Annotated in this window: 16 protein-coding genes; 6 read left to right on the forward strand and 10 right to left on the reverse strand. The window is 66.2% G+C overall.

What is annotated here, in order from left to right; all coding sequences use genetic code 11:
• Positions 1–959 precede the first annotated feature (959 nt).
• Complete coding sequence (locus CR152_RS15740) at positions 960–2,066, reverse strand: hypothetical protein (protein WP_099875877.1); 1,107 nt, start codon at positions 2,064–2,066, stop codon at positions 960–962.
• Between the two features lie 397 nt (positions 2,067–2,463).
• On the opposite strand from CR152_RS15740, the gene CR152_RS15745 reads away from it, so the two are divergent.
• Positions 2,464–3,036: a helix-turn-helix transcriptional regulator gene (locus CR152_RS15745; protein WP_099875879.1), complete on the forward strand. Its 573-nt coding sequence runs from the start codon at positions 2,464–2,466 to the stop codon at positions 3,034–3,036.
• A 248-nt stretch (positions 3,037–3,284) separates the two neighbouring features.
• On the opposite strand, the gene CR152_RS33840 is transcribed toward CR152_RS15745, so the two are convergent.
• Positions 3,285–3,860 (reverse strand): LexA family protein, encoded by a 576-nt coding sequence (locus CR152_RS33840; protein WP_208640128.1) that lies wholly within the window; start codon positions 3,858–3,860, stop codon positions 3,285–3,287.
• A gap of 68 nt (positions 3,861–3,928) precedes the next feature.
• Positions 3,929–4,591: a hypothetical protein gene (locus CR152_RS15755; protein WP_099875881.1), complete on the reverse strand. Its 663-nt coding sequence runs from the start codon at positions 4,589–4,591 to the stop codon at positions 3,929–3,931.
• Between the two features lie 73 nt (positions 4,592–4,664).
• On the opposite strand from CR152_RS15755, the gene CR152_RS15760 reads away from it, so the two are divergent.
• Both CR152_RS15760 and CR152_RS15765 read left to right on the forward strand, forming a co-directional pair.
• On the forward strand, positions 4,665–6,764 hold the full coding sequence (locus CR152_RS15760) for a type IV secretion system DNA-binding domain-containing protein (protein WP_229413414.1): 2,100 nt from the start codon (positions 4,665–4,667) through the stop codon (positions 6,762–6,764).
• 757 nt (positions 6,765–7,521) lie between these two features.
• Positions 7,522–7,773: a hypothetical protein gene (locus CR152_RS15765; protein WP_099875882.1), complete on the forward strand. Its 252-nt coding sequence runs from the start codon at positions 7,522–7,524 to the stop codon at positions 7,771–7,773.
• A 63-nt stretch (positions 7,774–7,836) separates the two neighbouring features.
• Here the strand turns inward: CR152_RS15765 and CR152_RS15770 are convergent, their stop codons facing one another.
• Positions 7,837–8,544 (reverse strand): hypothetical protein, encoded by a 708-nt coding sequence (locus CR152_RS15770; RefSeq protein ID WP_208640129.1) that lies wholly within the window; start codon positions 8,542–8,544, stop codon positions 7,837–7,839.
• Positions 8,545–8,950: 406 nt separating this feature from the next.
• On the opposite strand from CR152_RS15770, the gene CR152_RS15775 reads away from it, so the two are divergent.
• Both CR152_RS15775 and CR152_RS15780 read left to right on the forward strand, forming a co-directional pair.
• A complete protein-coding gene (locus tag CR152_RS15775) occupies positions 8,951–9,955 on the forward strand; it encodes a diguanylate cyclase domain-containing protein (RefSeq protein WP_099875886.1) in 1,005 nt (334 codons plus the stop codon).
• Between the two features lie 318 nt (positions 9,956–10,273).
• Positions 10,274–12,739, forward strand: coding sequence for a hybrid sensor histidine kinase/response regulator (locus tag CR152_RS15780; protein ID WP_099875888.1), 2,466 nt, complete (start codon positions 10,274–10,276; stop codon positions 12,737–12,739).
• A gap of 290 nt (positions 12,740–13,029) precedes the next feature.
• On the opposite strand, the gene CR152_RS15785 is transcribed toward CR152_RS15780, so the two are convergent.
• The 3 genes from CR152_RS15785 to CR152_RS15795 all read right to left on the reverse strand — a co-directional run bounded on the left by CR152_RS15785 (position 13,030) and on the right by CR152_RS15795 (position 14,467).
• Positions 13,030–13,356 carry a hypothetical protein gene (locus CR152_RS15785; RefSeq protein WP_099875889.1) on the reverse strand — a complete coding sequence of 109 codons (327 nt, stop codon included), beginning with the start codon at positions 13,354–13,356 and terminating at the stop codon, positions 13,030–13,032.
• A 222-nt stretch (positions 13,357–13,578) separates the two neighbouring features.
• Positions 13,579–14,037, reverse strand: a complete 459-nt coding sequence (locus tag CR152_RS15790; protein WP_099875891.1) for a hemerythrin domain-containing protein — start codon at positions 14,035–14,037, stop codon at positions 13,579–13,581.
• A 154-nt stretch (positions 14,038–14,191) separates the two neighbouring features.
• Positions 14,192–14,467, reverse strand: a complete 276-nt coding sequence (locus tag CR152_RS15795; RefSeq protein ID WP_099875893.1) for a hypothetical protein — start codon at positions 14,465–14,467, stop codon at positions 14,192–14,194.
• Positions 14,468–14,680: 213 nt separating this feature from the next.
• Between CR152_RS15795 and CR152_RS15800 the strand changes: the two genes are divergently transcribed.
• Positions 14,681–15,478, forward strand: coding sequence for an EAL domain-containing protein (locus CR152_RS15800; protein WP_229413415.1), 798 nt, complete (start codon positions 14,681–14,683; stop codon positions 15,476–15,478).
• A gap of 117 nt (positions 15,479–15,595) precedes the next feature.
• Here CR152_RS15800 and CR152_RS15805 read toward each other — a convergent pair whose 3' ends face one another.
• The 3 genes from CR152_RS15805 to CR152_RS32975 form a co-directional block, all read right to left on the reverse strand.
• Positions 15,596–15,871 carry a sensor histidine kinase gene (locus CR152_RS15805; protein ID WP_099875895.1) on the reverse strand — a complete coding sequence of 92 codons (276 nt, stop codon included), beginning with the start codon at positions 15,869–15,871 and terminating at the stop codon, positions 15,596–15,598.
• 171 nt (positions 15,872–16,042) lie between these two features.
• A complete protein-coding gene (locus tag CR152_RS32970) occupies positions 16,043–16,264 on the reverse strand; it encodes a histidine kinase dimerization/phospho-acceptor domain-containing protein (RefSeq protein ID WP_157778517.1) in 222 nt (73 codons plus the stop codon).
• A complete protein-coding gene (locus tag CR152_RS32975) occupies positions 16,212–16,424 on the reverse strand; it encodes a hypothetical protein (protein WP_208640130.1) in 213 nt (70 codons plus the stop codon). Before CR152_RS32975 ends, CR152_RS32970 begins: the two co-directional genes overlap by 53 nt.
• Positions 16,425–17,063: the final 639 nt, after the last annotated feature.

Genomic DNA, 17,063 nt, shown 5'->3' on the forward strand with positions numbered 1-17,063 from the left:
CCGCCGACGCGCCCCTCGTTGCCGATCGGAACGACTTTCGCCGCCATGTCGCCGCGCCCGCGGCGCCGCTTTTCCGGCGAGGTCGACGGCCGGCGCCTCTTGCGGTCCAAGGAGGGCGGCGCGAGCGCCGCGATTTTCGCGGTGGACCGACGCGGCGCCGCCCCGGGCGCCGCGACGTTGGTCGTCCCTATTTGTTTTTACTATACTACTATAGGCCATAGGGCGGACGGCCCGCTCGAGCACGAGTCTCGGCCGCTTCGAGCACGAGCTTTTTGACGTCCCGGCCCGTTCGAGCACGAGCCACGGCCCGTTCGAGCACGAGCCACGGCCCGTTCGAGCACGAGCGGCCGCCCGATCGAGCGCGAGTCGCGGTCGGTTCGAGCGCGGTCGAGCATCCGGCCGGGCGACAGGACGGCTCGTCCAAGCGCGAAGCGAAGCCCGCCCAAAAAGCGCGGCTTGGCGCGAATGCTCCGCGGGAATTGCGCCAGGGGCGGTCTCGAAACCGGTTCCGACTGGCAGGTCGGCTCGTCGGAGCGCGGGCCGGAAGCGGACACGGGGTTTTTGTCGCCGCGCTCTTGGCCGCGGCGCCGCTTCGCGACGGCCGACGGGACTCGCCGCAGCCCGCCCCTCGGGCGGCTCCCCGGCGCCGCGGAAGGCTTCGTCCAAACCATTCTCCAAGGGCGTGGCGGCCCGTTCGAGCGCGAGCTTCAGCCCCTTCGAGCACGAGTTCGTGAACAGGTATGAATTTTTCCGTCGTCGCGCTCTTTGTCGTAGCGCCGCCTCACTGCGGGGCCCTCCGATTCGTCTGCCGTCCGCCCCCGGAGCCGCTTCCCTGCGCCGCGGAAGGCTGCGTCCAAACCACCCTCCACGGGCGTGGCGGCCCGTTCGAGCGCGAGCTTCAGCCCCTTCGAGCACGAGTTCGTAAACAGGTATGAATTTTTCCGTCGCGGCGCTCCTCGTCATAGCGCCACCCCTCCGCGTCGGCGCGGCGTCGTCGCCGGCTGGACGACGGGCCGCTTCTCCCGCGGCGCGGGCGGCCGATATCCCGGCGCGTAGGCTTGGCGCGCACGCTCGGGTCCGCGCTCGATCGCCAGCTCCCAGAGGTCCGACTTCCGGCGCTTGCCCCGGCCGCCCTTGGACTCGTCGATGTCCCAAGAGGCCACCAGGGAGGGGCACGACGCGGCGAGCTCCGCCAGCGCCTCCCTGAGCGCCTCGGGGAACGCTCGCGGGCGCGCGGTCCACCCACACATCTCCCTCAGGTAGCGCAGGTCGAAGGGCTCGTCGCGCGGCGCGTTGGTCGAGAGGAAGTCGTGGAGCCACCGGGCCAGGTTGGAGGGCAACCCGTCGCGTCTCGCCGAGTCCAGCCGGAACTGGATGTCCTCCGACAGGGCCGCGAGGGCGAACGACGCGTCCAGGCTGACCGTCGTCGCGCCTTTCGATCTGTCCGCCGACGCGAGCAGCCGGCCGCGCCGGAACGCCCCGGAAAATTCCACCTCCACCTCGGCCGACGCGAGCCGCTGGAGGGATGCCCAGATCCGCGCGAGCTCCCGGTCGTCCCGGTTGCGGCCGGGACGCCCTGGCGAGAGCTCGCTGAGGCTCACGGCGAAGGGAAGGCCGGCGTCGACCCTCTCCTCCCGGGCCCGCGCCACCACCCTCTCCCAGACGCCCTTGTCGGCCATCGACAGCCGCTCGCCGAAGAAGGCGAGCTTGTAAATTTTCTTCGATTTGAGGGGGCCCGCGTGGGGGAGGCCATGGCCTGGCCTTCCGACCCCGAAAAGCGCGCTTCTCGACATGAATCCGGGGGTGGCTTGGGGAGGGCCCAAGTCGGGAAGATGCGTGGGCGGCGGTGGGGCCGGCGTCGCCGGCGCGGCCAAAGTGGGCGCCGCGCCGGGCTCCGTGGTCGGCGAAATGAGCGTCGAGGCGACGCCCGCGGTGCCCGGGAGATCCAGGGTGGGAAGAGGGATCGGGGTCGTCAGAGACGGCGTGTCGGTCGGGTCTACTGGCGCGCAAGAATTTTCGTAGGGCGGCCAGTCAAAGTGGTCTTCGTCGGGAATGAGGTCGGTCATGCGGTCTCCTTGGAGGGGGTGGATGGCGGAACGGCGTATACCCGTTCTCAAGTTAACGGGCCTTTGTCAATAGGCTTCGAAGCGCTTGGCCACATTTATTTCATGCGCGCGAATCGCCGCCGCGCTCGCGGCCGGATTTGCCTTGCTGGCTCGGAGCTCCGCACGCCGACGATGGGCGAAAGAAGGTCGCCCGACGCGCTCTGGGCAGAGGTCCTAGCCGCGACACATGGCCTGCGGGAGCCCGCGCGGACGCGGCGAGGGCTCGGACATGGCGCCCGGACCGGCATTGCTCCATCCATCCGCCGGAGCGACGCGCGCGGAGCCCGCGACGGCGGAGCGGGCCGCGGCCGAGCAATCCCCGCCTCGGCCGCGCGGCGGCCTTGGCCAGGAGAGGCGCATGGAAAATTTCGAGGCGGGCGAGGAAGGGTTGAAGCTGGTTGGAGCAAGGCAAGCCGCGGGGGCCTGCCCCGTCCCTGTTTCCGAGGCGCAGTGGGTCGAGGGAGGAGAGGCGAGCTCGGGGGGCGAAGGGGCGAGCCGCTTGGCTCGGTCCACGGGCTGGACGAAGGAGCGGCTGGCCAAGGAATTTGGCGTGACGGCCGCCTTCGTGGGCGTGACCAAGCTCGCGGCGGTGCTTGGCATCGCGCCTTCGACGATCTATGGGCACATGAGAGCCGGGCGCTTCTTCCTGCCTTACCGCATGCTCAACGCCTCCCCCATGGTCCGCGTGGACGACCTGGCCGATTGGCTAGGCTCGCCTGACGGCGTCATCGCGGCGGGCGAGCCGAGGCTAGGCAGGCGGCGGGTGGCAACACCGTCGGAGGAGGGGGAGTCCTCCGCGACGCCTGGGGACTCGGACGCGAGGGTGGACAGGATCGTCGCCGCGGCTTTGCGTTCCATGGGGATGGAGTCAACCGTTCTCAGAAAGGCGAAGACCCCTCGCAAGCTCAGCCCCCGCGCCACGCCGAAATGAGGGCGCACCCAGTGTCGAAATCACGGTTGGCCAATGGCGAGGCCGACGCTTACGCGCGACTGCATATGGTCCGCTGGGACGCGTCGTAGTCGCCCTGGGGCTGTCCGACCATATCCGAAGCGGTTTTCCGACGGCGCGGACCGCGGGCCGCCACCATCGCTGGATCGACGCGGCAGCGCATGCTGACTCGCGCGATCCCTCCGTTGAATTTTTACTGTTCGAAATTCGCTTGGGCGCGCGGGCTGGGCTCATAGCGAGGCGCGGCGGACGACTCCCATGTAGACGACTCGCCCTGGATCGTCGATCACCACCGGCGCTAGGTTGGGGTCGGACGCGAACAGGAGCTGGGCGCCTCCGATGACGCGCAGCGTCCTGATCAGTTTGCCTATGCCATCGATCCGCGCGAGGACGATGTCGCCGTTCTTTGGCTCGGCCGACGGGTCCACGTCGACGATGTCGCCGTCGCGCAGCCCTGCCGCCCGCATCGAGTCGCCATGCATCGTCGCGCGGCGCGGGCATGGTCGGCGACGGCAAGCATGGCCGAGATCGTCGCGCGGCTTCCGGTCGACGCGCCCGGGCTCCGCGCCGCGATCCGTGTCCGCCATGGCCTCCATAGCCCGCCGGCGGGCGAACCAGTCGAGCGTGTTCTCGGTTGTCCAAGGGGCGATGGGATTCCCCATCGCGTCGACGCCGCGGCGCGCGGCGTCCACGATGGCTTGGCCCGCGGGCCCTTCGGTCGCGAGCAGGAACGCCTCCAAGTTCGACAGCTTGGCCTCGGAGGCGATGGGGGGAATCTTTTTTGAAGGTTCGCGTCTGCGGTTCAAGGCGGCCTCTCGGGATGCCCGACGATTCGGGCGGTGCGCGCGGCGCCGGGCCTTCGGCGCCGCTTCGCTCAGAGTCTCGCCCAGTTTCGCGCGACGCGCAAGGCCCGCTTCCTCGCCGCGTCGAGCTCCGCCGCCGAGAGGCCCAATCGGTCTCGGATGGCCGGGGCCTCCTCCTCGTCCAAAATCGCGTCCAAGACGAGCGCCGCGAGGCGGTCCCCCTCGCGCAAGGCCGCCCGCGCCACGTCAAGCGCGCCGATGAGCCGAATCGTGGTTTGGGCGCGCTCGGCCTCGTCTTGGGCCGACGGATGGTTCGCGGCCGGCGCGGTCCCCCAATCCAAATGGTCCTCGGCGGAGGCGCGCGTCCTGGCCGAGTGAGCCTTTTTCGTGCGCTCGGCATAGGCGATGCTTTTGATGGTCATCGAAAGGAACAGCGAGAATTGAATCTTCAACGGCCAGTTGCGCCGTCCCTCGACGGCCAAGAACAACGCCTCGTGCACCAAGTCCAGCGGCTCGCTGAACGAGGTCCCGTCCAAGTGCCATTTCGCTTTGGCCATGATCGTGATCTTTTCTTTGCCCGACAAGTTGGCGAAGGCGTCTAGAATGTCCTGCGTCGTGGCGTATTGCGTCATCGATTTCTCCTTGTGGTGGTCGTGGGCCTCCCATTGCTTGGAGAGGCTGTCCGACGCCGATGTTGCGGTGCCGCGCCGATGGAAGGCGTCCGTGCCGCCCATCGCCCCGCCGGGGGCTCGGCGGCGTCCGTGCGCGCGCGGCAGCAACTCGCCCATCGACCAAAGGGAGCGCGGCATGGAGCGAGGCGAGGGGGGAACCGTCTATGGGTTCGGCGGGTTGCCCGCCTTGGCGCCGACGGCGAAGCGCGTGGACGTCATGGACTGGCTCGCGGCGAGCGCCACCATGGGGGCCTTGGCGGGAGCCGCCGCGCTCGCCCTCGCGTGGAGGCCGTTCCTTGGCCTCGACGCGCCGCCCGGCGCGCTCGCCGACCATGCGGGCCACGCGGCGCGCTGGGCCATTAACGCCCTCTGCCCGCGCGTCTTCGAGCTCGACGCCGCCCGCTACGCTGATTTTTTGGACCGCTTGGGCGCCGAGCAAAAATTCGCTTTGGGTTGGCGCGCTTGCGTCGCCGGGCTGGTCGCCTGCGCTCCCTCGATCTTCCTGGCCCCGGGAATGCTCATGCCGCGCGACGGGCTCACGGTGCTGCGCGGCGCGCGTCGAACAGAAGGCCGCGACGCCACCCGGTCCCTCAACGCGCTGCTCGCCAAGAGGTGCCGCGCGCGCCCGGACCACCCGGTCGCTCCGGGCGTGCCGTATCCGGCGGACCTTTGGACCCGCCACATGCTCGTGCTCGGAAGCGTCGGCTCGGGCAAGTCGACCGCTATCAAGCCGCTGATCGCCAAGGTCGTCGCCGCCGGCGAGCGCGCCTTGATCTTCGACCCCAAGGGCGAGTTCACCAAGGGGTTTGGCGAGCCGGCCATCTTGGCGCCTTGGGACTCGCGCTCGGTGGCGTGGGTCATCGCCAAGGACATGCGCAACATCGGCGACATGCGCCGCTTCGCGGCGGCCATGGTGCGCGAGGCCCACGACCCCATGTGGTCCAACGCCGCCCGGCAGCTGCTGGTGGGCTTCATGGTGTATTTGAAGTCCACCCGCGGCGACGACTGGGGATGGGCCGAGCTTTCCGACCTGAGCGCCTCGCCGCAGGCGACCATCCTGCCCATGATGAGCGCATACCATCCCGAGGCGGCCAGGTCGGTCGAGCGGGCGTCGGTGACCACGCAGGGCATCCTCATCAACCTCGCCTCGTTCATGGCGTCCATCCATGACTTGGGCGACGCCTGGGGCGGGACGCCGCGATCTCGGCGCGTCAGCTTCGTGGATTGGACCCACGGACGCGGCCCGCATCGGCAGATCATCCTGCAAGGCCACGGTGCCTACCCCGACCTGGCCAAGAGCTGCCTGGAGGGGATCATTGGGACGGTGTCGGCGATCGTAAACAGCGTCGAGATGGACGACGACCCCGACCGAAAAATTTGGATCATCGCCGACGAGTCCGCCCAGATGGGCAAGGTTCCCATTCGGCCCCTCTTCGACGTTGGCCGCTCGCGCGGCGTCCGGTGCGTGTTGGCGTGCCAAGACTTGGGCCAGCTCGAAGAGATCCATGGGGCCGCGACCGTCAAGGCCATGGTGTCGATGGCGGGGACCATCTTGGTGGGCCAGCTCATGCCCGGCGAGACGTCCGAGCAGATGTGCAAGGCGCTCGGATCGAGGGAGGTGGAGCGCGCTAACGTGTCGTCGTCGACGGGGGGAGGGCCGGGGGCTGGGAGGTCGACGACGTTGTCATTTTCGCGCGACGAGCTGGCGCTCTACAAGCCCTCCGAGCTCGCCTCCCGTCTGGGACCGACGGCGGACGGGAAGGGCGTGCGCATGGCGCTCGTCACCGGGGGCCATTCGTATGAGATCTTCTGGCCCCACTTCTCGATGCGCGACGCCAGGCCGGCCCACGTTCCCGCGGCGTGGACTTGCAGGTTCGTCGCCCCCGCGGCGGGCATGGGCGCTTCCGCGGACTGCATGGGCATTTCCGGGGCCGACGCGGTTAATGCGCCCGCTCCCGCAGCGGATGACTTGGACGCGTCGAGAAGCGAGGCTGGACGCCCGGCCGGGACGTTTTCCGATCCGGGCGTTGACCTCCAAGGCGAAGACGTCTTGGGGGACGATGTGGATGACGCCTCGCGCCTCAACGAGGCGGCTCCTTGGGGCGTCGAACGGCCCGACGGCAGCTGCCCCTCCAGTTCAGAGGGGATGCCCGCGGCGATCGAATGGAAGGTCTGGGCCCACGAAGAGATTCAGGCGATGCTGCGCGATTCCGCGGAGATCGTTGGCGATACCTAACCGCTAGCTTGTCGACCCGTCGACGCAATGCCCTTGCCGGCCCCCCCCTCGCGGCGCGGAGGGCTTCTTGCGATGCCGATGCCGGTGAGCGAATGGCTTAGGCTAGTGCCGATCCAGTTCCCGACGCGGTCGGAGGCGAAGCCATGCTCTTGGCCATGCATGGTCGATTGCGTCAAAATAGCCAGGTCGGTGACAGCGCGTTCTTGTGGCGCGCCAGCCACCGCCCGGCTCGGACTGCCCGCGGCCGTTGGGCCCAGGCGCGCTCGCCGCATAGAAGTCGGAACCCCATCATCCAAGACGCGGGCAGGCTCGCCGTCCGGCCGTCGGCCAGCCGCGCTCGACGCGACTGGCTCGCGGCGTCGGCGAAAGGAAGCGAGCAATGGCTGTCGAGCGGCGCGAGCTGGGCTTTTGGGAGATCGAATGCAAAACGGCGACGGGCGGACAGGCGCGAAGCAAGGCGCTATCGGGGAGCCTCGCGGCGACGTCGCCATAAGGATCTTGGCGGATCGAGCGAAATTCGCGGAGGCGCGCAAGCGTCGCGCAGACAAGAAGCGCTTGGAAGTCCTGTCCCCGGAGCCCCAGGGACAGGAAGTCGCGGCTCCGGCGCTTCGGGGCGGGCCGTGGCTTGGACGAGTCGCGCGCTGGCTGCGGGGGTGGTGGACCCATCGGCGGCCGGGCCTGGGCGGCTCTCGCATGGATCGCGTCCCCACTTTTTCCGACGACGAGTGGCTCGCTATGGGAGGTTGGGACAACTCCGATGCCCCGCCGCGTCCGCGCCGGCGGGATGGCCTGCCCCCGTTCAAGCGATAAGTCGAGGGCCAAAGGCCCGCGACGGCGCGGCCGGTCCATTCAAGGCGGCGCGGGCATCCACACGGGAAAGAAGGCCTTCGCCCTGCGCCGCCACATCGTTTTCAATGCCCAGCAGAGCGAGGGGATGTCGGCGCTAGAAGCCTCGGCCGAAAATGTCTTCGATCCCATCGCTCTGGCGGTGGCCGTCACCGAAGCGTGACGCAAGCGTGAGGTCCGCAGCGTCGTAATCATGGCGCGCCGAAGCGCGCGCCGGCCCTTGCGCCTAAGCCACCGCCGAGGCCGGCGGCAATTTTTTCAATTGGACGAGAATGGCGCGAACTCGCTTCTCGGCTCGCCCGAGATCGCATCCATACGGGCGAATGGTCTCAAATAGCATGGCGCGGTTCTCCGGCGAAAGAAGGTGCGACGCTAGCGCGCGCAAATCCTTGTCAATTGGTTGCCCAGAGTGCAGAAGAGGGATCTTGTATTCGAGAAAGGCCGCCTCCTCCGCCACGCCGCACGTGGCGAGGAGCTCTGCCATAGACTCGATGCAGCCGTGCGCGGCAGAGGCGAAATTTGCCGATTCGAGCCGTTTTTTCCATCGTTTGCGCGCCGCCGGACTGAGCTGTTCGAGATATTCCGCGAGGCTCACTGCGGCGTCTGGATTCCCGCCGTCGTCCGCTTCGCTCGTCGGCGCGCCCGCGGCTTGCCGACGAGGGTCGTCAGGGTGGCAAACCGGGCGTCCCTCCATGAAGTCCCGCAGCCATTTGTCGGCGGCGTCCTGCGCCGAAATGTCGCCGTAATCCCCCATGTCGAGAAGCCACGCTCCGTCACCGATAAGGCGCAGCGCTTCTAGCAGCTCTTCGACCGAAGTGTCGATGGCCCAATGGGGAACGTCGACGCCGCGCAAGTGGCCCTCCACCTGCGCGTAGGACAAAAGTTCAATCATTGAGGATGCGGCTGGAATGGTGGATTTTCGCGAGATGGTCATAACTTCCTTCATCAAGGTGAGTCGCCGGCCGACGCCGACGCGCGTTGAGAAAATGGGCGCGAAAGCCAAGGCGCCGCAAATGGGCTGCGGCGCGCCGCCGCGCTCCTTCGAGTTGGGGCGATAGCGACTTGCCCAACGCCTTATGCTCGTCGATGGCGCCGGCCGCCTTGGCATCGGACAGGCGGCCGGTCGGGACGAGACACTCTAGCATTCCCGCAAAGTCTTGGGGCGCGCTTTGCCCCTGATGAGGCCCAAACGCGCAAGACTCGGCGAAGCGGAAGCGTGTCGCTTGCTCGCAACAGTCATCTGCGGCCCGGGACCGATAGTGGCTCTATCCACGCTCGGCGCGTCGTCGCGAGCGTTTCCTCTGTAATATGGGCCATCACCCCGAGAGCGGACCCACACTATGATCGAGAAGCCATTGCAAGCCCGCGTTTTGCTCGTCGATGACCAGCCTCTGGTCTTGGAGCAATTGCGCCGACTTATGCAGGCGCAGCCGGACATTGCCGTCGAGGTGGAGAGCCGAGCCGAGGCCGCGGTCCAGACCGCCAGGCTCTTTTGCCCCACGGTCATCCTGCAAGACCTCGCAATGCCCGGGTTTGATGGCTACGAGCTGTTGGCGCGATATCGCCAAGTCGAGGAGCTCGCCAACGTCCCCGTGGTGATCCTGTCGGGCCATTCCGGCGCGGCGGCCACGGAGCGATGCTTCCGCCTCGGCGCGAACGACTACCTTGTCAAGATTCCCGACACGATCGAGCTGCTGGCGCGCATACGCCACCACTCGGCGGCATTCGTCGCGCGCGCCAAGCGCGACCACGCGTTTGAAATGGTGTCGGCGAGCCACAGGGAGCTCGTCGTCGCGAACGCGCGGCTCGCGAAACTCAATGCCCTCGACGAGCTCACGGGCGTCGGAAATCGTCGAAGCTTCGACGCCGCGATGGCGACGGAGTGGAGCGGGGCGCTGCGCCATTCCAAGCCGCTGTCGCTGGTCATGTGCGACATCGACCTCTTCAAGCGATACAATGATTCGTTCGGACATGTGGGAGGCGACTTTTGCTTGGTTGCCATCGCCACGGCGCTCGCCGGCCAGCTTCGCAGGCCATCTGATAAGCTCGCCCGATATGGCGGCGAGGAGTTCGCGATCATCTTGCCGGACACGGACTTGGGCGGTGCGATGCTGATGGCGGAGATGTGTCGCAGGCGCGTGGAGGGCCTAGGCCAGGCGGGATGCGCCGCCGAATTGAAGGCGCAGGTGACGATGTCGTTTGGCGTCGCCTCCGCCACGCCGACTCGCGAAGCCCGCGTGTTGGCGTTGGTGGAGGCGGCCGACGGAGCCCTGTTTGAGGCGAAGCGGGCCGGTCGCAACGCAGTCCGCCATGCGGAGGGCGATTCGGGCCGGCAGTCGCCTTAAAGCGCATGGCTCTCTCGGTGCAATTCCCGTGGCGCGCGATTTCTCCTACGGAGACGTTCGGGATTCGAGGGACGCTTTGGCGGACGGAAAGCGGGCCTCGAATGAAAGGTTGGACTTTCAGGTCCGCCGGGACCCTTCCTCGTTGGCTGCCTAAGGCGGCCCGGCAACGCCGCGCTCGGTCCATTTCCAATTGGCAAGCGTATAATGGCCGATCGCGTCTGGCGCCATATTGGCGTTTTAGATCGGCGCGTCGCCGCGCGCCCCTTGATATTCTCAACTTCACCTCCCGGCCGCCCAGCCGGTCCACTATGGAAGAGCATGGCCGACGGTTCCCATTTCATTGACCGCGCAGGAGCGTTGAGGGCTCGTGGCTTCTCGCCGCTAGCCTTGGGCGACCCATCGAGTTGGCCGCCGGTGCTCGCGGCTGCCTCCCGCTTGGCGCTGGCGTCGAACAGTCCGACCGTGATGTGGTGGGGGCCGGCTGGGGCAGAGGTGCGCAACGACGCCTATGGAGCGTTGGAGCGCGCCCGCGTCGGCTCGCATCCACTCGAGGGCGCCGTAGGAAAGCAAGTGGAGGCAATCATGGCCGGACGCGAGCTATGCGGTTGCGCCGACCATGTCGAAATTTTCGAACGCGACGGGAGCGCCGTTGAAAGGATTTGGTCCTTTGCCTGCTCGGCATTGTTCGACGCGGGCGGCGTCGCCGGGGTGATCGCCGTTTGCGACGACGTCACCGAGAAGCGGGCCGTGGCCGCGGCTCAAAAAGAGATCAACGCGGAGCTGCGCCGGGAGGCGGCCCGGGCCCGGAGCGACGCCGACGATGCCGAGGCCCGAGCGGGCGCCGCCGCGCGAAGGGTCGCCGACGAGCTCCGCGGAGCGGAGCTGCGTCGGCTTCGGACGATGTTCGGCCAAGCCCCCGGGTTCATGTGTCTGTTGGAGGGGCCCGACCACGTGTTCGAGTTCGCGAACGAGGCGTTCTCGCGCCTTGTCGGGGGCAGGGACCTCCGTTGGAAGTCTGCCCGCGAAGCGCTGGGAGATTTGGAGGGGCAGGGGTTTTTCGAACGGCTTGACGAGGCCTACCGCTCGGGGGAGCCCTTTGTGGCCCGGGACGTTCCCTTGTCGATCCAACGGCGAGCCGGCGGGCCGCCGGAGCCGCTCTTCGTCGATTTCGTGTATCAGCCGCTGCTCGACTCGTCCGGCGAAGCCACCGGCATATTTGTCGAGGGGTTCGACGTCACGGAGCGCCGCGCCGCGATCGCCGCGCGCGAGGCCAGCGAGGATCGGTTGAAGCGCGGCATGCTGGCCGCCCGCATGGTCGTTTGGGATTGGGACCTGGCGACGAATGCTGTCGTGTTCTCCGACAACGCCGTCGCGGTGCTGGGTGGCGACTGGACCGACGTCGACGCCGTGTGGAGCTCCGTCCACCCCGAGGATCTCGCCAAGTTGGCGGCGCGGCGAAGCATCGCGATCGCTTCCATCGGGACTTACGAGGAGGTGATTCGCGTCAACCGGCTTGACAATGGCAACCTCATTTGGCTCCAAGTGCGCGCGACGGTCGTCGCGGGCGCCGACGGCGTCGCGGCATGGATTCAAGGGGTCTCCATCGACGTGACCGAGCGCAAGCGCGCCGAGGAGGCGCTGCGGCTGGCCGATCGCCGCAAGGATCAGTTCGTCGCGATGCTCGCCCACGAGCTTCGCAATCCATTGGCTCCCATCGTGACTGCCGCTCAGATTTTGAAGGCTCGCAACGCGGGGGACGCCGGGGCGCGCAAGGCCGCCGAAATCGTGGCGAGGCAGGCCGCGCATATGGCGGGGCTCATCGACGACGTGCTCGACGTGTCTCGATTCAACACGGGGCTGATCGTCATCGACCGGCGTCCGCTCGACCTGCGCGACGTTCTCGCGGAGGCGGCCGAGCAGGTCCGACCCGCCATGGAAGCGCGGCGCCATCAGTTCGTGGCTCCTCCCGAGGGAGCGCCGATCATGGCCCATGGGGACAGGAAGCGACTCGTCCAGGCGGTGGCCAACCTGCTGCAAAACGCCGCGAAGTTCACTCCCCATGGCGGACGCGTTCAGCTGACGATCGACTGCGACGGGGAATTGGCTTCGATATCCGTCAGCGACGACGGGGTCGGCATCGAGCCCGATTTGCTCCCCCATGTCTTCGAAATGTTCAGGCAAAAGGAACGCTCGTCCGAACGCGCGCATGGCGGCTTGGGATTGGGGCTGTCGTTGGTCAGGAGCTTGGCCAAGCTGCATGGCGGGTCGGTATTAGCCGAAAGCGCGGGCGTTGGCAAAGGCTGCCGATTCACGATCGAGCTTCCCCTGGGCGGGCTGGATCCGGTCGAGGTCGAAGAGCGTCGAGTGTTGGTCGCGTCCCCAGCGGAGCGCGCGCTCGATATCTTGGTGGTCGACGACCACCTGGACGCGGCGCGAATGCTTCGCATGGTTCTCGAGGAGGCCGGCCACCGCGTCCAGGTCGACGCGGACCCGCACTCCGTCCTCGGGCGGGCCCGCGTTCACTCGTTCGACGTCTTTTTGATGGACATTGGGCTTCCGGGAATGGATGGCAACGCGCTGGCCCGTGCCATTCGGGGCATCCCTGGAATGGCTTCGGCAACCTTGGTGGCAGTGACGGGCCGAGGAAAGGAATATGGTCGAGACGACGCGATCGCGGCGGGATTCAACCACTATTTCGTTAAACCCGCGGACCCAAGCGAACTGCTAGCGCTGCTCGCCGAGATCGCGCCGCGAAGGGAGCGGCCCGCCGCGTCGCGCGACTGAGCATGGACCCCATGCCCTCAGTTCCGGCGTATCCCAGATTTGCGCTTGTCTCTTGGCTCTTTTTATCGGCAATCTCGCGGATTCGCAGCAATCGGTCGTCTAGATGGAATGGCCGAGCGGCAGGACTTAGCCAAACCGGCTTCCTCGATCGCGCGCGCCACTTTGATTAGTTCGCAGCGCTTCTCTCGCAACGTCACCGCGTTTTCCTTCGCGGATCGACATGCTGACGATGGCCCTGCGAAGGCGCCACGGTCACAGACAGCCATAGCGCGAGACGCCGATGTCGCCCCTCAGTTGTCAGCGCGCGCCATCGCGTCATTGCCCGAAGCCGCGTCTTTGGAAGTCTCCATCTGAACAACGCGGCAGATGAGTTCGAAAGCGCTTGGCATCTCGACGGCGGGGGCGATATTTAAATTTGCAGTGGTGGGCAGGCAGGCCATCGCGTCCCATCCCGGACTCATTTTTTCGTTGTTAGGCTCTGCGTGGCCTTGGCCCGCCGGAATATTCCTGCGCTCCGCTAATTGGCCACCTAGGCGGTCAAATTCGTCGAACAGCGCCTTGACCTTTTTAGGGTCCGCGACGAGCTTGGCAAAGGTTTCGGTAGGGGGAATATTCATGTTGTCTCCTGGCTGGGATCAACATCATGCGGCGCTAAGGGGGACTTGTATGTGGGCTGGGCAACATACCGCATGGATAATCGTTCTGGGCGCGACACGGGCCGCCACCGCTCGTCATAGCGCGGTTAGAACGCGCTCGCGTGTCGGACCGTCAAACTTTTGCTTGGGTCCGACACGGGGGCCGCGAGGCGGACGTTTTCGCGGCCTCGCTCGCATTTGTCCTTATTTCGCAGCGGGCGCCAGCTTGGCCTTGAACGCTTCCATCTCGGCGCCGAGGGCGACCAGGTCCACTTTGCCCTTGCGGACTTTCGGGAACATCTCCTCTTCCTCTTCCTTGACGTGGTGTTCGATCTGCTCGGAGAGGACTTTCACCTTGGCGTCGTAGAGGTCCTCGCCCGGATCCATTTCCATGATTTGGGCGATTAGCTCCTTGGCGCTGGCATGCTCCACTACCGCTTCGTCCATGAGGTCGTCGTCCTTCACGGGCCCGCGAACCGCGGGATAGAACACTTGCTCCTCGACCTCCGCGTGGACGCTGAGTTCTAAGCAGATCTGGTCCGCGACCTTCTTCTTGCTGGCTTTCGAGCGATCGCTGAGCCCCTCGAACTGTTCGAACAGCGATTTGACTTTCGCGTGGTCCGCTTCGAGCATGGCTATGGCGTCTTTTGGCTGGGCTTTCATTTGGATCTCCTTGGTTGAGCGGGAATGATGCGCCTTGCCGGATCCCGCGTATGTGCGCCAAGGAACATAATCTCAGTTTGCCGCGTCGGCTTGCATGCCCGCTTAGCGCGGGAAGCCCTCGGCCTGCCAACGCGGATTGGCCCATCGGCGGCCATCAGGCGGTTGGACGCCCAGTTCGTCCCAATGGCGCCTCCGCTCGGGCCGCGGCGACCTTCTCGATGAGCGTCCGCCACTCCCTGATGGACAAGTCTCCGACGTCGCACGCGACGTCCATGCGCCGCCGCAAATCGCGAATCCGCTCGGGACGGTTCGCGGCCAGCAGGTCGATGGCGTTTAGCTCATCCGCGAACGCCTTCGCCAGCTCAGGCATTGCGCCTAGCGCGACATTCTTGTCTCTCGCCGTCACGGCGCGTTGAATTTCGCTTTCCATGCATCCCCCTTTGAAAACCAATTATACGGAACCGTATCGGGGATGGCGACGGCGCGAAAACGGATTTTTCGCCAGTCGATGAGCGTTCGTCGCGCGTAGCCCTAAGGCTTCCCGCCCAGGAAAAATAATCCTTGATTCGTCGGGTATTGACCACAGATCGGCGGCGCTCCGCAATTTTGGGGAGTAGAATTATTGTTGCGATCAGGAAATTCAATGTGCGTGGGCGAAGGGCGGGGGATGAGTCAAAAGGAACTGCTCGCCGACACCACGGCGTCTTGCGGAAAATGCGGGAGCGCTCCGCCCATCGAATTTCAGTTCGCCTACCAACCGATCATCGATCTGAAGGCTCGGGTTGTGTTCGCGCACGAGGCGCTCGCGCGGGGCCCCAATGGCGAGTCGGCATGGTCGGTGCTTAGCCAAGTGAACGCGTCCAATCGGTTTCGGTTCGACCAGGATTGCCGCAGCAAGGCAATCCAAGGAGCCGCGGCGCTCGGCATGGCCGAATCGCTTTCCATCAATTTCATTCCCAACGCGGTGGAGAACGCGAGCGCCTGCATCCAGCGCACGTTGCGGACGGCCGAGGCGTGCCGCTTCCCCTTGTCAAAGGTGATTTTCGAAGTCACCGAAGGGGAGAAGCTGCGGGACCCGGCCCGCTTGGTCGAGATATTTCGAGAGTATCGGAAGCTCGGCATCAAGACCGCGATCGACGATTTCGGGGCCGGCTACGCGGGGTTGAGCCTTCTCGCGAATTTCCAGCCCGATTTGGTCAAAATTGACATGGACATCGTCCGCGGCGCCGATTCGGATTCGGCGCGACAGGCGATCATCGAAAACATCGTTTCCCTCTGCGGCCGGCTCGGGATCGTGGTCCTTGCCGAGGGCGTGGAAAGCATGGGCGAGCGCGATTACCTGGCGAGCGCGGGAATCGATCTGATGCAAGGTTTCCTGTTCGCGCGCCCATGCTTCATGGCGATTGGCGTCGTCGATCCGGCGGCGTGGGGCCAGTTGTAGCAGGGGGCAACCTTCGTCGCGCCGCCTCGTTGTCTTCGATGCGTTGTAAGCGGGCGAGCGCCAAGTTCGCGGTTGCGAAAAGATTCCGGCAGGCTGCGAAGTGGGCATGCCTATGCGCTAGGTCTGCTCGGCGCGATTGATCGCGCAGCGTTGCGGAAGGACCAATGTGAACACCGTGCGGTCGCCGGCCGATTTGACGTGGAGTTCCCCGTCGTGCGACTTGGCGATTTCGCAAGCGATGTAGAGGCCCAAGCCTAATCCCCCGGGCTCGCGGTTTTCTTGGCCGCGGCGAAAGGGCTGGAACAGGCGAGCCGCGGTCTCGGCCGGGATGGGATCGCCATGGTTCGCCACGGAGACGCGCAGTCCCCCGCCCGACCCGGACGCCCTGACCATGATCCCCGCCCCGCCCCGCCCCGTCGCGGCCGTGGACGATCGCGTTCACGACCAGGTTCGAGAGCAGCTGGGCCACGCGGTCCGTATCGCAGACGACCGGATCTTGGATGGAGATGTCGCACGAGAGGTCGCTTCGCGGATAGGCCCCTTGGAGCTCCGCCACCACGTGCGTCAAGGTCGGGCCCAGGTCGTCGGTCGCGCGCTGCGTTTGATGCGCTTGGCCACTTCCTGTGTCGCCGCGTCCGACGACCTGGCCGCCACGATTTCGGCGCCCGTCATGATGGACGAGAGCGGCGTGCGGATGTCGTGTCCCGGCACCGCGATGAACTGCTCGCGCAGGTCAACATTTTCCCGCGACGCGTCGAGCGCTCTCCGCGCCTCGCGAGTCGGCATCCAACTGGCCGGAGAGCAGCTCCGCGAACAGCCCGAGCATGTCGACGATTTTCGCGTCCGAAATGGCGGCGCGGTCTGGATCGAAGCCGCAAAGGGTGCCGAAGAACGTTCCGTCCGCTCGGCTCACAGGCAGCGAGAAATAGCTTTCGAAGCCATACATTTTGGGGACGTGATGGTGGCGGTAGACGGGATGATCCGACACGCAGCCAATGACGATGAGGGCCTCGTCGCATCGCACGCGGACGCAAAGCGTGTCCTTGACGGAAAGGCGTTCCCAGGCGCAAGTCCGAAGTCCAAGCGGTCGTGGGCGGCGCATAGAGTCCAGGTTTCGCCCGTCACCCTGGCCATCCCGACCCAGCGCATCCCCGTGGTGTCAGAGATGACGCGTATGATAGTCGGAACGGATTTTAGGTTCTGGACGGCTGCGATGTCGTCGTGGTCTTCGGTCATTTGAGGGTGCGTTTTCGTTCGACACGGCCATGACAAAGTCGAATTCGGCAGGCTAACCTCGAACACGTCCGATGGGATCGGGCAGGCGCGAACCGCCATTATGCCCGATGCTCGGTCGGTATGCACGAGCGGTCCTCAGGCCAGAATTGAGACGAGGCCGCGACGAGGCGCAGCATCGCCCTGCAACGGCCGCCTTGGGGCGGCGGTTGCTGGCCGCGCGATGGGGGCGCGGCCGAAGGACGAATACCGTCGACCATAGTTGCTTCAGTCCGCTATCGACGGGTGTTCGAACGGAGACGCCCATGAACCCGTCGGCTAGCGGACTCGCGTCGACTGTCGCAGTGGCCTC

Origin of the sequence: Massilia violaceinigra, assembly GCF_002752675.1 — a bacterium.
GTDB lineage: Bacteria > Pseudomonadota > Gammaproteobacteria > Burkholderiales > Burkholderiaceae_D > Telluria_A > Telluria_A violaceinigra.